The sequence below is a fragment of the Rhodococcus sp. NPDC057529 genome (assembly GCF_042802055.1).
Taxonomy (GTDB): Bacteria; Actinomycetota; Actinomycetes; order Mycobacteriales; family Mycobacteriaceae; genus Rhodococcus_F.
Genome location: NZ_JBHVEY010000026.1, coordinates 90,244 through 105,037, shown reverse-complemented (window position 1 = coordinate 105,037; position 14,794 = coordinate 90,244). Strand labels below are relative to the sequence as shown.

14 protein-coding genes are annotated in these 14,794 nt (G+C 65.6%); 7 read left to right on the top strand and 7 right to left on the bottom strand.

From position 1 onward, the window contains the following. The first annotated feature begins 585 nt into the window (after positions 1-585). A complete protein-coding gene (locus ACFU5V_RS35970) occupies positions 586-1,614 on the top strand; it encodes a hypothetical protein (RefSeq protein WP_378705288.1) in 1,029 nt (342 codons plus the stop codon). A gap of 36 nt (positions 1,615-1,650) precedes the next feature. On the opposite strand, the gene ACFU5V_RS35965 is transcribed toward ACFU5V_RS35970, so the two are convergent. The 5 genes from ACFU5V_RS35965 to ACFU5V_RS35945 all read right to left on the bottom strand — a co-directional run bounded on the left by ACFU5V_RS35965 (position 1,651) and on the right by ACFU5V_RS35945 (position 4,835). After that, positions 1,651-1,920: a WhiB family transcriptional regulator gene (locus ACFU5V_RS35965; RefSeq protein WP_072948860.1), complete on the bottom strand. Its 270-nt coding sequence runs from the start codon at positions 1,918-1,920 to the stop codon at positions 1,651-1,653. 233 nt (positions 1,921-2,153) lie between these two features. After that, positions 2,154-2,879: a hypothetical protein gene (locus tag ACFU5V_RS35960; RefSeq protein ID WP_378705286.1), complete on the bottom strand. Its 726-nt coding sequence runs from the start codon at positions 2,877-2,879 to the stop codon at positions 2,154-2,156. Then, complete coding sequence (locus tag ACFU5V_RS35955) at positions 2,876-3,748, bottom strand: RAMP superfamily CRISPR-associated protein (protein ID WP_378705283.1); 873 nt, start codon at positions 3,746-3,748, stop codon at positions 2,876-2,878. Before ACFU5V_RS35955 ends, ACFU5V_RS35960 begins: the two co-directional genes overlap by 4 nt. Beyond that, positions 3,745-4,161, bottom strand: a complete 417-nt coding sequence (locus ACFU5V_RS35950; RefSeq protein WP_378705281.1) for a hypothetical protein — start codon at positions 4,159-4,161, stop codon at positions 3,745-3,747. Before ACFU5V_RS35950 ends, ACFU5V_RS35955 begins: the two co-directional genes overlap by 4 nt. Next, positions 4,158-4,835, bottom strand: coding sequence for a hypothetical protein (locus ACFU5V_RS35945; RefSeq protein WP_378705278.1), 678 nt, complete (start codon positions 4,833-4,835; stop codon positions 4,158-4,160). The genes ACFU5V_RS35950 and ACFU5V_RS35945 overlap by 4 nt, the downstream gene beginning before the upstream one ends. A gap of 124 nt (positions 4,836-4,959) precedes the next feature. Here ACFU5V_RS35945 and ACFU5V_RS35940 point away from each other — a divergent pair, with 124 nt between their 5' ends. Then, the gene (locus ACFU5V_RS35940; RefSeq protein WP_378705276.1) at positions 4,960-5,814 is read left to right on the top strand and encodes a phosphoadenosine phosphosulfate reductase family protein; all 855 of its coding nucleotides are present in this window, start codon (positions 4,960-4,962) and stop codon (positions 5,812-5,814) included. Between the two features lie 303 nt (positions 5,815-6,117). Here ACFU5V_RS35940 and ACFU5V_RS35935 read toward each other — a convergent pair whose 3' ends face one another. Beyond that, a complete protein-coding gene (locus ACFU5V_RS35935; protein ID WP_378705273.1) occupies positions 6,118-6,516 on the bottom strand; it encodes a hypothetical protein in 399 nt (132 codons plus the stop codon). 363 nt (positions 6,517-6,879) lie between these two features. Here ACFU5V_RS35935 and ACFU5V_RS35930 point away from each other — a divergent pair, with 363 nt between their 5' ends. Further along, positions 6,880-7,986 carry a PAS domain-containing sensor histidine kinase gene (locus tag ACFU5V_RS35930; RefSeq protein ID WP_378705270.1) on the top strand — a complete coding sequence of 369 codons (1,107 nt, stop codon included), beginning with the start codon at positions 6,880-6,882 and terminating at the stop codon, positions 7,984-7,986. A gap of 18 nt (positions 7,987-8,004) precedes the next feature. Here ACFU5V_RS35930 and ACFU5V_RS35925 read toward each other — a convergent pair whose 3' ends face one another. Next, entirely contained in the window at positions 8,005-8,637 is a 633-nt protein-coding gene (locus tag ACFU5V_RS35925; RefSeq protein ID WP_378705267.1) for a response regulator, read from the bottom strand. A gap of 266 nt (positions 8,638-8,903) precedes the next feature. Between ACFU5V_RS35925 and ACFU5V_RS35920 the strand changes: the two genes are divergently transcribed. From ACFU5V_RS35920 to ACFU5V_RS35905, 4 genes are all read left to right on the top strand, one after another. Beyond that, complete coding sequence (locus ACFU5V_RS35920) at positions 8,904-10,679, top strand: acyl-CoA dehydrogenase family protein (protein WP_378705265.1); 1,776 nt, start codon at positions 8,904-8,906, stop codon at positions 10,677-10,679. 92 nt (positions 10,680-10,771) lie between these two features. After that, positions 10,772-11,551, top strand: a complete 780-nt coding sequence (locus ACFU5V_RS35915; RefSeq protein ID WP_378705262.1) for an SDR family oxidoreductase — start codon at positions 10,772-10,774, stop codon at positions 11,549-11,551. Positions 11,552-11,587: 36 nt separating this feature from the next. Then, positions 11,588-12,376 carry a crotonase/enoyl-CoA hydratase family protein gene (locus ACFU5V_RS35910; protein WP_378705261.1) on the top strand — a complete coding sequence of 263 codons (789 nt, stop codon included), beginning with the start codon at positions 11,588-11,590 and terminating at the stop codon, positions 12,374-12,376. Between the two features lie 29 nt (positions 12,377-12,405). Further along, entirely contained in the window at positions 12,406-14,517 is a 2,112-nt protein-coding gene (locus ACFU5V_RS35905) for a 3-hydroxyacyl-CoA dehydrogenase NAD-binding domain-containing protein (RefSeq protein ID WP_378705258.1), read from the top strand. Positions 14,518-14,794 lie beyond the last annotated feature (277 nt).

Genomic DNA, 14,794 nt, shown 5'->3' with positions numbered 1-14,794 from the left:
CCCGCCCGATCTCGTTCTTTTGTTGGTTTTTTTTCCCCGATACGCGTGGTTTTTTGTTGTTTTCCTTCCCCCCTGCCCCCCCTTTGTCCCGACCCCCCGGGACAACCACCCGTCCCAGCGCGGAAAGATCGTCCGCGGGCCGGCGGATATCCCGGGAGAATCAGCGGTCGCCGGCGCGCGGCTCACAATCACTCACCGCGTCGGCGGTCACCCATCACCACCGATCCAGCCCGGTTTCGTCCATCACCCGATCGCGCCGGAACACGAACACACGCGGCGAGCGAGTTCAACCCGCTCGCCAGCGGACGATGCCCCGCAAGCGGATCCTCTAGGGACAGCTATCGCGGGCTGTTTCTGGGATGGTCACACGGGGAACTGCAGCGAATGCGGGCGGCGAATCGAGCAGCTGCAGGCCCCGGCGCGAAGTCTCACGCGCTGAGCACACGCTGGGTACGGTACTGAAAGAGTCGTAGCACCGACCCCCGCATTCGCGGTTCGCGATGGGAGAGATAGGTCCGATGGACACGCTGACGCAGCGCCCGGCACCCGGTCGAGCGCGCCTGCGCCGAAGGGGAGGCGACGGCCGTGAGCAGTGAGACCGCGTGGCCCGAAGTTCTGGTCCGGATGGTCGACGGCCCCGGCCACGCGATCAGCCTGCGCGGCACGATCCGAAGCCGCAACGGTCGCCATCAACCCGGAAATTTCGGAGGCTGGGCGATCATGGGCGACCAGGCACGACCGCAGTTCACCGGAAACTTCAGCCGCGCCCGCGAGACCGTCCACCATGTGTGGCGCACCGGCTCGAACGTGCGAGTGGAAGATTCGGACGGTCACCCGGTGCTGATCAGTGATGGCAGCCGCAGCTGGAGCTTCACCCGAGGTGACCTTCCCGTCGAGGGCCCCGCCTCCGCGGTGCGTTTCGAGGGCACCGGTACCTACCTGTTGGACTGGCGGTCGGCGACCGAGTTCACCAAGACCGGCTACAGCGAACCCGTTGGCGCGGTAGGGCACGCCACGTTTCTGGGTCGGCCGGCGTGGACGTTCGAGCTCGCCGCCGCCCACCTCGACCCGCACACCGTGCGCCTCGTTGTCGACGCCGAGACCGGGATCGTCCTCCAACAACGTTACGACGCAGTTGATGCTGTCGACGAATGGACCGAGTTCGTTGTCGACGAGCCGCTCGACAATGCCCTTTTCGAGTGGACCGGCCCCTTCCTGTCCGCCGAGGAGGAGGCGGCCCGCGAACGCACCGAACAGGAGGACGAACGCGCGCGCCGCAGACAGTGGTTCCGCACCCACGTCACCGACCAGCCGTTGACCACCACCGTGCAGGTGGACCTCGACGTGCAATGGGTGCACACCTACAACGACGATACCGGTGCGTTCGAGGCCAGCCTCGGCGGCGACCATGTCATCGGAGGATCGTTGGCACGCCGACCCCGATCCTCTGAGCCCTGGAATCTGCGCTGGGGCGGTGACGTCCACCGCTGGTCCACTACCGACTTCGACTGGCAGATCTCCCTGCATGACTTCACCCTGAGCCCGGACCGACTCCGGCAGCTCCAAACCCGACTACACCCCGGCGAACCCGCCACCCACTACACCGCCGGGTGAGCCCGAAAGGTTGATAGCGGAGTCGAAAAATGGCGGTCACCGGTGTCGCTTCGGGTAATGCTTGCGGCGCTCGGCCGCGGTCAGCCCACCCCAGATCCCGAACCGCTCATCATGGGCGAGCGCCTCGGCGAGGCAGGCGTCACGGACTTCGCATCCAGAGCACACCCGCTTCGCCGGGCGGCCGTTCTCCCCCGTCTCGGGGAAGAACGCTTCCGGATCGGTGACTCGGCACAGCGCGAAGTCTCGCCACTGCGGAGCGTCCAGGGCCATCCTGGGCCGTGTGTCGGTATCGGTCATCTCGCTCATCTCCCTTGTCCCAGATGGGTGTTTCGGTGGGGCGGACGGTATCCCCTGACCTGGACTATGCGACTCGGCTTCGCGTCACGCCCCGTCACGCCGTGATCGATGTCCTCCGTCCCGGCATTCGTGTCATCCATCCGAGTGCGGCTCTATCCCGTTATGAGGAGGAAGTTCCGAGATGGATGGGTTGAGTGACATCGCGCGGAGAACATGCACCGAACCTGGTACGCGCACAACACTCATCGAGGTAGGTGGAGTTGGCGCATTCGGGTCGGGTGCATGTACGGCGGCCGCAGACCGGCCAACCCGAACCCGGCCGATTCCGGTTCCAATCGATCCGGCACGCAGGCCGGTGGTGTGGTGCGCCCGAGGGTGCCGTCGCTGTGCAGGTGCGCCGACGCCCACCGGTCGGCGGCGGGGCAGTGTTCGAACTCCCACCGCAGGACCCGGCCCTCACCATGGGCCCGTTTCTTACCGATGACATCCAGGCCACCCAGGATCGTGGCGACGGCGTCGAGATCTCCGACTCCGCGCCAGGTGACCGTGCGGGTGCTGGTGATCATCAGGGGCATGTAGCGAGCCCGGTAGCGACCCTGTCGATCCGAGATCACCGCCGGCAGCGTGTGACTGAGTTGCTCGAGCCCGCGGTGATCGGCCCGCGACGCCCAGTGCCGCACCACGGGATCACCGGCCGGGTCCTCGGGGAACGAGCACGTCGCACACCAATGCCAGTCCTGCCCGGCGAGCTCGCACCGCGCCAGTGGCAGCTCGAGGTCGGGCGGGGCGCTCTCGGGTGTCAGCGCCGGCACATACTCGCCTCGGCCCCATGCCGTGGCCTTGTGATCGGCCCACAGTTCGGCGGCGAGGATCCCGTCGAGACTGATTCCCCACGGCGTCGCGTGCGCCAGTCCCGACGACAGGTGCGCCCGCACCAGGAACGGTGCCATCTCCACGGCGGCGGTCATGTCAGCCAGCACAATGCGTCGATGACCTCATCGCGCAGTGGTTCGAGTTCGACACGCCAGTCCACTGACTGCGGGTCCGGGCCGGCCAACACCACCCGATCCGATTCGGCGCGGACCCGTCCGTGACCTATCGCGCTGCGCCCTCCGAGGAATCCGTCACGCGCGAATCTGCCCCACACCTCGGTGAAGAACGAGATCTCGAGTTCGGTGGCCCGGTCCAGCCGCAGGAAGGTTTCGAAACGGGTTCCCGCGGGAAGTGTTTCGACCTCGAATCGCATCAGCATCGACGAGCAGGCACCTTTGCCGGCTCCGACCCCGGTCGGGGTTGGTTCGGGGAACGCCCGGGTGTCGGTGTCGTCGAATCGGCTGTAGCTCTCCAAGCAGACCAACTCGAACTGACTCATCAGCCGGCCGTCATACGCCCGGGTCATGATCGTCTCGGTCTCCCGCACCCGCGGGATGACCTTGCCCACCTTCAAGCAGCTATCGATCGGTGGCTGGCCTCCGCCGTTGCCGCCGAACACCCCGATCGGGGGAACCAGCTCCCGCAGTCGCTGCCGCCGCCGCCCGGTCAGAGAGTCGCCGGTGACCTTCGTCAACGAGCCGCCGTTGCGTAGCGCGTGCGCCGCCGAGAGCGGGATCTGCCCCTCGTAGCCGATGACATCACGGAACAGCTCCTCGGCGATCCTGCGCAACCCGCCGCGCAGGGAGTTCCCGGACACGATCGGCACCAGCACCGGCTTGCCGTCCGGCTGGATCACCGGCTCACGCCGCAATAGTGTCGTCGTCGTTCCGGAGTCCTCCCCCTTCTGGGAGATCGAGGACAACGCGGTCAGCTCGACATCCCAACGCACCGTCGACCTCATCATCTCTTCCTTCCCTCAGTGCGGGCGGCGGCCACGGCTTCGGCGACGATCCGTGTGCGCAGCACGTACGACGTGGGACGCTCACGCAGCAACGTCAGCACCGGCTCGGACTCCTCACGCAGCAACGTCGCCAGCTCCAGCCGTTGGTCGGTGTTCGTCGGTTCCGATTCGAGGGACCGGGAGACCACCGACCACCACCGGTCGAGATCGCCGCCACCGATATAGGTGGCGACCCGGACCCGGTTCGGCAGGTGCTGGGTCCAGTACGTTTCCCGCCGCCGACCGACCCATCCCGAATCCCAGTCGATCCCGTAGTGCAGCAACAGCAGCAGTCGTTCAGCCGTTGCCGCCGGACCGTCGAGCGGCGGCAGCCCCGCCGGTGCGGCCGCGAGCCATCGACCGGTCGGGCTGGTCATGTCGTCCCCTTCGCGCTCGCCGACACGGTGGCGCGCAGCGCGAGCTCCCACCACTGCCCGATCTGGCGGTACGGGGCGAGACGGTCCCAGTCCGCGAAGACCGCCGGCCACCGCCTGGGGGCGACCTGGGCGAGCACCGGATATGGGGCCGCGGGTTCGGCGAGCATGCGGGCCCCGAATCCCAGCGCACGCAGGCGGCGCATCGCCGCCGCCGCCGCCACGTCACGCGCAGTCCACGGCAGGGACGTGTCCTCGACAGCAATCCTGCCCCACCGTGCGTGCGGCAGGATGTGCTTTCGGCCGGGCCGCAAGGGCACCACCACGGCGGTATCCGGCTCGAGGGGCCGCGACAAGATCCGTTCGAGATCCGCCGTGGTCACTGCCCTCATTGCTGGTCGGGTGGTGACCACATGCATGCGTCTGCGTAGGTCCGGGTGCTGGTAGGCCCAGGCGCAGGACGTGCACAGCCCACCCTCCGCGGGCGCCTTCCAGCAGTCGTAACCCGTGAACGTTCGGGAGACCACCTTGGTCACCGCCTCCACCGGAACCGGGGACGCCGCGCATCTTCCGCACCGGCCCACCCTCGCGGGCTCGACTGCCTCGCGCGTGTTCGTTGACGCGAATGCCGCGGCGACGACGTCCTGCCGGAAGGCCACCTCGCACAGTTTCCCCACACCACACTCCTCACATGCCCAGGCGACTTCACACGCCCCTACGACCGGAGGAAGATCCGCCGGGCGGACACTGTGTGACAGAAGCTCCCGAGATCTCGAGACCGGACAACTGTGAGGAGGGCGTGTGGTGGGCAAGCCCGAACCCGACGGCCTGGACCTGAACACGCTCCGGGCACTGCGCCGGCCCCGCCGCGACCTCAGGGCCCTCACCGGGCGCATCGAGCAGCACCTCGACGACCACGACGGATACCTCGCCTTCTCCGGCGGCAAGGACTCACTCGTCGCACTCCACCTCACCCTGCAGGTCGAACCGAACATCCCCGTCGTGTTCTTCGACTCCGGCCTCGAGTATCCCGAGACCTACAGCTACATCACCGCACTCGCCGGCACCTGGAACCTGAACCTCGAACCCCACCGAGCCGACCCACCATTGCTGACCGTCCTCGCGCAGTCCGGCGAATGGGACCACCAGCAGCCCACGCGAGCCACGAGCCAGAAACTGCGCGACATCCTCATCGGTGCACCCTCCCGCGCGGCGCACGCGGCACACGGGCCGGGAGAAATCTGGGGTGTACGCGCCGACGAGTCACCGAAAGGGACCGGACGCTGGTCGCTGTACTACAACGCACTCAGCAGCCACGTCACACGCGACTGTGACGGCTGCTGCACCAACACCACCGAGCAACGCCGACACCACGGCGGTCTCATCGACCGAGCCGACGGAACACATGTCTTCGGGCCCATCTGGGACTGGAGCGTCGAGGAGATCTGGGCCTACATCGCCCACCACCAGCTACCGGTGAACCCCGTCTACGACACACTTCGCCGACTCGGCACCCCCGAGGGGCACCTGCGGGTCTCGCACATGCTCGACGGTGCTTTCCTCGAACACGGCCGCATCACCCGCCTGCGCCGTGGATGGCCGGCACTGTTCGAAGAACTCGCCCACGTCCTCCCCCGGATCCGCGAATTCGTCTGATGGCGAGCGGGTATCACGGGACCGACCCACGAGAGCCAGCGCGGTGTCGCGTCGCTGTGGACCTCCGTCGACCCAGCCGCAACCGGTGTCGTGACTGTGGTTTCCGCCGCGACACCGCGGAAGATCTCATCGGTCACACCGCGGCCGGGCTCACGTATCGTCCCATTCGAGTCCGAGCAGACGCATCGCCCCGGCAAGGTCCCTGTCGTCGGGTGCCACCGGCATCTGATCCAATGCGGTGACGTGCGGGCTGACGACCGGGTCACCCGGGTCGCTCGTAGACCGCCCTTCGGCCGCAGCCCGTCACCGTGCCGCGAGTCGAACTCGACACCGGTGATCAGATATCCGTCCGGACCGCCAAGGGTGTTGACCCCCTTGGAGATTGCCTGCGTCAAAGCCCGCGGGCGGCCGCTGGCGAATCGCGGCGCCGTCGAGATCATCGAGTCCGTGTCGGATCGCAGCCGACCGAAACCCGACACGCGGCACCCGGCCGGGTTCGACAGCGGGGAATGCGGCGGCATCCTCATCGTCGACGACGATCTCGTCCAGATCCGCGATCACCTGCGCGCTCGGCCGGGCGTAGGCGAGGACCTCCAGATAGCAGGCCAATCGGCTGGCACCAACATAGAGGGTGCGCCACACGCCGTCCGGGTCGTCCGGGTCGTCCCACCGGCCGGTGAACCGGCCGTCGGTGGCATACACCCACGGTGTCCATTCCCACGGCGGCGGCGCGAACCCGACCCGATAAACCTCGCACCCATATCGGTGGGCGCACCACAGACTCGACTCGAGCGACCACCGACCTCCATCCATGCGCAGCGCGCGTCCACGCGCGCACCACGCGTCCAGCGCGTCCGTCCATCCATCCATCCACTCCACGCCGCGATCCAGCGCATCCTCCTGCGCGCGCCATCCACCGCACGATGCGCATCGCACGCACGCTGTCGGGCAGTGAGCCGCACCGAGATAGCTGACTGTCAAGACTGCATTCCGGTAGGGTCCGTTCATGTACTGGCTCGACTACAGCACTGACAACTGCACGATCCAGCGAACGCTTGATGTCCGGTGAACGGATTCGAAGACAACGATCACGCCAATATCGCGCAATTGTTTCACGGTATTGTCGAGCAATCTGTTGCCGGTATCTACCTGCTGCAAGACGGCGTGATGCAGTATGTGAACGACAAGTTCGCTGATTTCTTCGGGACCACGCCGTCACGGTTTATGGGCAGACCGTTGGCAGATATCGCTCCGCCTGAGCAACGCCACAGTTTGGTGGCGCAATACGAAAGACGTGTTCAGGGCTCGGACCAGGAGTCTCATTTCATCATTCGTGCCAATGTCCGACGCCGGGGCCCTCGATTGATCGAGATCCATGGGCGGCAGGTGATTTATCGCAACCGGCCGGCGGTGGTCGGTATCGGCATCGATGTGACCGAACGAGAGAAGGCGCTCAAGGATATTGAGGCGTCTCGATCGCAATTGCGGGCGTTGATGTCGGCCGTCGAGACGATTCAAGACACTGAACGCGCGCACATCGCCCTGGAGCTGCACGACGATATCGGGGGGTTGCTGACGGCATTGAAGTTCGATGTTGCGCGACTGCGGCGACGACTTACGGGTGCGGATGCGCTGAATTCCGGAACCCGATCGGAGCGCACCGACATCGCTGGACTATTGCAGTTGACGCACGAGATCTCCGGTACGGCGCAGGAAGCGATCGACGCGGTGCGCCGGATTTCGGATGAGCTGCGCCCTTCCCTCATCGATCACCTGGGCATGCTCGACGCCATCCGCGATCACGCGGCGAAGTTCCAGGCGCGCTACGGCATCGCATGTTCGGTCACCGTTCCGCAGACCGAGTCCGCGGCCGACCCCGCTTCAGAACGAGACCTTTTCCGTATCATTCAGGAAGCGTTGACGAACGTCGCCAGACACGCATCTGCGACGAAGGTAACCATCACGCTCGAGCGTGACGACGACACACTCGAGGCGACGATCGAGGACGATGGCGTCGGGCTTCCGACCTCAATCGAGGAGTCGACCGACGGGCTGGGTCTGGCGGGAATACGCGAACGCGCCCGGCGTATCGGGGGGCACACGACGATCGGAAACTCGACCGCGGGTGGCGCACGTATCGAGGTACGGGTCCCGTGGGCGTTCGCGAAGTAGCCACGAGCACCGGGACGGTCAATCGATGAGTCGATTACGTACCGCGTACTGCACCAACGCCGCATTTCCGTCCAGCCCCATTTTCTTCAGCAACCGGGACCGGTAGGTACTGACCGTCTTGATACTGACGTGCATTTCCTGAGCAATAGCGGTCAGACTGACGCCATTGGCGATCTGCATCATGACCGAATATTCACGCTCCGAGAGTGTCAGGTGCCGATTTTCGCTCTGTAGGACGTCGACGTTCTCGAGCATCTGCTCCGCAACTTCGGGAGTGATGTACCGGCCGCCTGCCACCACTTTATGGATCGCGGCGATGAGCACCTCGGCGTCCATGTCCTTCGACACATAACCGCTCGCGCCGGACTCGAAGGCGCGAAGCGCGTACTGCTTGGCCGAGTACATGCTCAACATGATGACCGGCAGATGCGGTGCGATTCGCGCGATCGCGGGCAGGAGTTCGAGACCGCTGCGGACCGGTAGGTTGATGTCGAGGAGAACCGCGCTGAACGAATGTTCTCGGATGAGTTTCAACGCGGTGGTTCCGTCGGCGGCCTGCATCACGGAGTCGATGCTGCGGTCTTCTTCGAGTAGGCGCACAAGTCCGGCTCTGAAGATGGTGTGGTCGTCTACGAGCAACACGTTGATCATTTTCTCGGTGCCCTTTCGGATAGTCGGTCCCGATGGTAGCGACCTGCCGAGCACCGCCGGTCTCGGGAATTTTCGGGGTGTGCCGATGCGGGCGGGTTTGCGCAGACTCGTGATCGGTATTTCCGTTGTGGCGATCGCGCGATCGATGTCGATGCGTGTCGGATAACTCCGACGCCGAGCGTGGCGTTCTTCCGACAGACACCGAGGGGCGAACCGCGGAAGTATCGGCCTTACCAAGGCATACCAGTGGGAAGGGCCGAAACCCGATGAACTACACACCTCCGATCCGTGAGATGCAGTTCGTACTGCACGAGGTGCTCGACGCCGCCGCTACGCTGCAAGGCGCCGGTGTCGACATCGACCGCGACACCATCGACGGAGTGATCGAGGGTGCCGGCGACTTCTGTGCTCGCGTTCTGGCCCCGCTCAACACCGTGGGTGACCGCGACGGGTGCCGTCTGGTCGGCGACACGGTGGTGACTCCCCCGGGGTTCAAGAAGGCGTACGACCAGTACGTCGCCGGCGGGTGGCCGGCGGTGGACTGCGATGTCGAGCATGGCGGCGGCGGTATGCCGTCCACCGTAGGTTCCGCTATCAAGGAGATGCTCGCGTCGGCCAATCCCTCGTGGACCCTCTACACCAGCCTGTCCGCCGGCGCATATCGATGCCTCAACGCAAACGCGTCAGAGGAACTCAAGCGCCGCTACCTGCCGCAACTGGCCTCCGGTCAGTGGACCGGCACCATGTGCCTGACTGAACCGCACTGCGGCACCGACCTGGGCCTGCTCACCACCCGCGCGGTACCGGCCGAGGACGGCAGCTACCGGATCACGGGGGCGAAAATGTTCATCACGTCCGGTGAACACGACCTGGCCGAGAACATCGTGCACCTCGTGCTGGCCCGGACCCCGGACGCCCCCAAGGGCACCCGGGGTATCAGCCTGTTCGTCGTCCCGAAACGCGCGGTCGACCCCGACGGCGCCGTCGGCGACCGCAACGGTGTGTTCTGCGACAGCATCGAGAACAAGATGGGGTTGCACGGAAGCGCGACCTGCGTGCTGCGCTTCGACAACGCCGTCGGACACCTCGTCGGCGAGGTGAACAAGGGTTTGGCGGCGATGTTCGTGATGATGAACGGCGCCCGGCTGGGCACCGGTGTGCAAGCGCTCGGCATGAACGAGGTGGCGAACCAGAAGGCCCTGACCTACGCCCGTGAACGCATCCAGTCTCGGGCACCGGAGTCGATGCGCACACCGAATCAGGCCGCGGACCCGATCATCGATCAACCGGATGTGCGGCGCATGCTGCTGACGCAGAAGTCCTGGTCGGGTGGATCGCGGCTGTTCCTGTACTGGTTGGCATTGCAGGTCGATCTCCGCAAGTCGTCGGCCGATCCGTCGGTCCGCGAGTACGCCGAAGACATGCTGTCCCTACTGACCCCGGTGGCCAAGGCGTTCGTCTCCGATCGTGCGGTCGATTCTGCCTCGTTGGGGATGCAGGTCCACGGCGGCGCCGGCTACATCGCCGATTACGGTGCCGAGCAGACCTTTCGCGACACCCGGATTCTCCCGATCTATGAGGGGACCAACGGTGTGCAGTCCCACGACCTGCTGCAACGGAAGGTACTCAGCGACGGCGGTCGCCGGTTCAAGCAATTCGTCGAAATGGTCAGTGGCTATGCCCAGACACTCGACGGCCGGCAGGAGATGGATCTCTTCCGGGTCGCTCTCATAACGCTGGCCGGGGAGATCGACACCCTCGTCACCGATCTGGCCCGTTGGGCGCAGGATGACGACTGCCGGGTCGGGACCAGTGCGGTCGATTTCCTCAATCTCGTCGGTTACTACGTACTCGCCTACTTCTGGGCGCGTGCCGCGGACACCGTGCTGCAACTGGGCGATCAGGCCACCGACTTTCACCGTCAGCAGCTCGCCATCGCGCGCTTCTACTTCGACAAGCTGCTCCCCGATACCTTCTCGCTGCTGGTCCGAGCCCGCTCGGACACAAAGATTTTGATGGACGACGCAGCTATCGCCTTCTAGGGGTTGCGCCGCGTCACCACAGGACTCTCCTCCTCTCCACACGCCTCGACGACATCATTTCTTCGAGGCACGATCACAGAAGGCCGCACACGATGACCAACACCAAGAACTTGTTTGCCCTGGACGGACGCACCGCTCTCGTCACCGGAGGATCGCGTGGCCTCGGTCTGCAGATCGCCGAGGCTCTCGGCGAGCAGGGCGCTCGCGTGGTGATCAGCTCACGCAAGGCCGACTCCTTGCAGATCGCGCAGGAACGCTTGTCCGCCAAGGGAATAAAGTGTGAATGGATCGCCGCAGACTCCAGTCGCGAGGAGGAGGTCCTGCGGTTGGCGGACGAGGCACTCGAGCGAGTCGGCACGATCGACATCCTCGTCAACAACGCCGGCGCGACCTGGGGCTCCCCGGCCGAGGATCTCCCGCTCGCCGCGTGGGACAAGGTCATGAATTTGAACGTGCGCTCGCTGTTCCTGCTGTCGCAGCAGATCGGCAAGCGATCGATGATTCCGGCCGGATACGGTCGGATCATCAATCTCGCGTCGATCGCCGGCATGAAAGGTAACGCCCCCACCGGGGCGAAGACGATCGCCTACAACACCAGCAAGGCCGCGGTCATCAACTTCACCCGCGCCCTCGGCGCGGAATGGGCTCCCCACGGCATCACCGTGAATGCGTTGGCCCCCGGCTTCTTTCCGTCCGATATGACTCGCGGCACGCTGGAGAAGCGGCTCGACTCGATCACCGCGCGCATTCCGCAGGGTCGGATCGGCGACGAGAACGACCTCAAGGGTGCCGCGTTGCTCTTTGCCAGTGACGCCGGCAAGCACATCACCGGCCAGATCCTGGCCGTCGACGGCGGCGCCACGGCGATCTGACCGCCCCGATCCCCTCTCCTCCACGAAAGGCACCCGATGAGTACCGACACAAAGCCCGGCGAAGTCACCCTCAGGATCGACGGCCGGATCGCCGTGATCACCGTCGAGAACGAGGCAAAGAAGAACTCGTATTCCCCGGAGATGATGGAACAGCTGAGCGAGCATCTGACGACGTTCGATGACGACGACGATCTGTGGGTGGCCGTGTTCTGCTCGGCCGGCAAGGATACGACCGCTGGCCTGGACATGCCCAAGTTCTTCGGCCCGAATGCAACGGCGAAGCCCCGCGATCCCGCGAAGGTCGATCCGTTCGGCCTCGGCCGCCAATGCCGCAAGCCGGTCATCGCGGTCGTCCAGGGCCTCACCTTCACCGTGGGCATCGAGATGATGCTCGCCGCCGACATCGTCGTAGCCGCCGACACGGCGCGCTTCCAGCAACTCGAATCCAAGCGGGGCATCGCCCCGATCGGCGGCGCCCATTTCCGCTACCTGACGCGCACCGGCTGGGGAAACGCGATGTACCACCTGTTCTTGTGCGACCAGTTCGACGCCGATACCGCCCTGCGGATGGGATTCGTCCAGGAGGTCGTACCGTTCGGGCAGCAGATCGACCGCGCGATCGAACTCGCCCGTCAGATCTGCAAGAACGCACCCCTGGGGATCCGCGCGACGAAGGTCGGTGCGATGGCCTTCCTCGACGCGGCCGAGCAGGCCGCGATCGCGCAGATCCCAGTCATTCGCGAGCAAGTGATGAACTCCGAGGATTGCAAGGAAGGTATCCAGTCCTTCATCGACCGGCGTGAAGCCGTGTTCCAGGGTCGCTGAGCCGGATTCAGAAAGAGAAGAGCTTTCGTATGAGTGAGACAACCCAGATCGTCAACCTGTCACCGACCGTGCAGTACGAGGTGCGCGGTGATGTCGCGGTGATCCGGTTGGCGAACCCGCCGGTGAACGGACTCGGTGACACGATCCGCACCGGCCTGTCGGCGGGCATCACCGCAGCCGAAGATGACGCGATCCGAGCAGTGGTCATCGTCGGTGACGGCAAGGGATTCTGCGGCGGCGCAGACCTGCGCCAGTTCGGAACACCGGCCGCCGCCGTGAAGCCGTCCGTGTCGGAGGTGTTCGACCAGATCCAGGCGCTGCGCAAACCGGTGGTGGCCGCCATCCACGGGTTCGCACTCGGCGGTGGCCTCGAGCTGGCATTGGTGTGCAACTACCGCATCGCCCAGCAGGGCGCGACGATCGGACTGCCCGAGGTCAACGTGGGTCTGCTCCCCGGTGCCGGCGGCACCCAGCGCCTGCCGCGGCTTATCGGCACCGGGCAGGCCCTGGAGATGATCCAGAACGGTGCCACCGTCACCGCTGCCCGCGCCGCCGAACTCGGGATCGTGGACCACTGTGCGGCCGGCGACCCCCTCGACGCCGCGCTGGCCTTCCTGAGCAACAGCGTCCCCGAAGGCGCGGGAGCCCCGCTCATCGACGATCGCCCGCCGGCCAGCAGTGAGGGCGTCGACTTTGACGCCGCCCGCCGCCGTGTCCGGCCGAGCACCCGCAACCGCGTCGCGCAACTCGCGGCGATCGATGCCGTCGAGGCGGCCACCACCCTTCCCATCGGGGATGGCCTTGCCCTCGAACGCGCCGCCTTCGTGCGGTTGGTCGACAGCCCCGAGGCCCAGGCGCTGCGACATGTCTTCTTCGCGGAGAAGGAAGCGGCCAAGGTGACCGACATCGACCGTGCGACGGCACCGCGGCCGATCAACCGGATTGCTGTGATCGGGGCCGGCACCATGGGCACGGGTATCGCCATGGCGTTCGCCAACGGCGGTTTCGCGGTTGATCTGATCGAGCAGAACGCCGATGCCCTCGATCGCGGAGTCAGGACAATCCGTCGCAACTACGAGGCCACCGCCGCAAAGGGTCGGCTGACACCGGAACAAGTTGAGCAGCGGATGGCATTGATCGCGCCGAGCCTCGAACTCGGCACGGCATCAGCAGCGGACCTCGTCGTCGAAGCCATTTTCGAGGACATGACCGTGAAGAAGGAGGTGTTCGCCAAACTCGATGCCATCTGCAAGGCCGGCGCGGTCTTGGCGTCGAACACGTCCCGATTGGACATCGACGAACTCGCCCGGTCGGTCTCCCGGCCGCAGGACGTCATCGGACTGCACTTCTTCAGTCCGGCCAACGTGATGAAGCTGCTCGAGGTGGTGCGCGGCGACGCGACCGCCGACGACGTCGTCGTGACCAGCCTGGCGCTCGCGCAGAAGATCACGAAGGTTCCGGTGCTGTCGAAGGTGTGCGACGGGTTCATCGGGAACCGGATGCTTTCGCCGTACCGCCGCGAGGCGGACTTCCTACTCGAAGAAGGCACCACGCCGGAGCGGATCGACAGCGTCCTACGGGAATTCGGCCTCGCCATGGGACCGTTCGCCATGTCCGACCTGGCCGGGCTCGACATCGGATGGGCAGCCCGCAAGCGCCTGTCTCCGACGCGGCCCAAGCACTTGCGGTACTCACGGGTCGCCGACGTTCTCTGTGAGAGTGGCCGCTTCGGACAAAAGACCGCTGCCGGCTACTTCCGGTACGAGGATGGCAGCCGGAATCCGGTGCCTGATCCTGTGGTCGAGCAGGTCATCCTGCGCTGCGCCGCAGAAGACGGGATCGAGCGCCGGGAGATCAGTGACGCCGAGATCGTCGACCGGTGCATCCTCGCGCTCGTAAACGAGGGCGCGAAGATCCTCGGTGAGGGCATCGCTCAGCGCGCGTCCGACATCGATGTCGTCTACGTCGACGGGTACGGCTTCCCGGCCTACCGGGGTGGGCCGATGTACTACGCGCAGACCCTCGGCCTTGCCGAGGTGCTCCGCAAGATCCGCGAATTCGAAGCAACGCATGGGGAGTCCTGGACTCCCGCGCCGCTGCTCGAAAAGCTCGTCCGCAACGGGGAAACCACCTTCCAGTAGCCCACCGCTGAGCGTAAGACGCAGCGCGCCAGCTCATACCGGTGTCGTCCCCGTTCGGAGCTGGGCAGGCCGGCACCGGTATCGGCCTGCCCGCAGGTAGAGGAACTGTCTCTTCCTGCGGGCAGCCATCCGGAAGCGGTGTCAGATGATTCCGACACGAGCGGTCTCGGTTGTCCTACAGACACCGTGACGGCATCCGGAGAGAATTCTCTTCGTGGCGCGGATCACATGCCACGGACATCGGGGGGTGTCGTCATCGTCGGGGCGCCTACCGGCG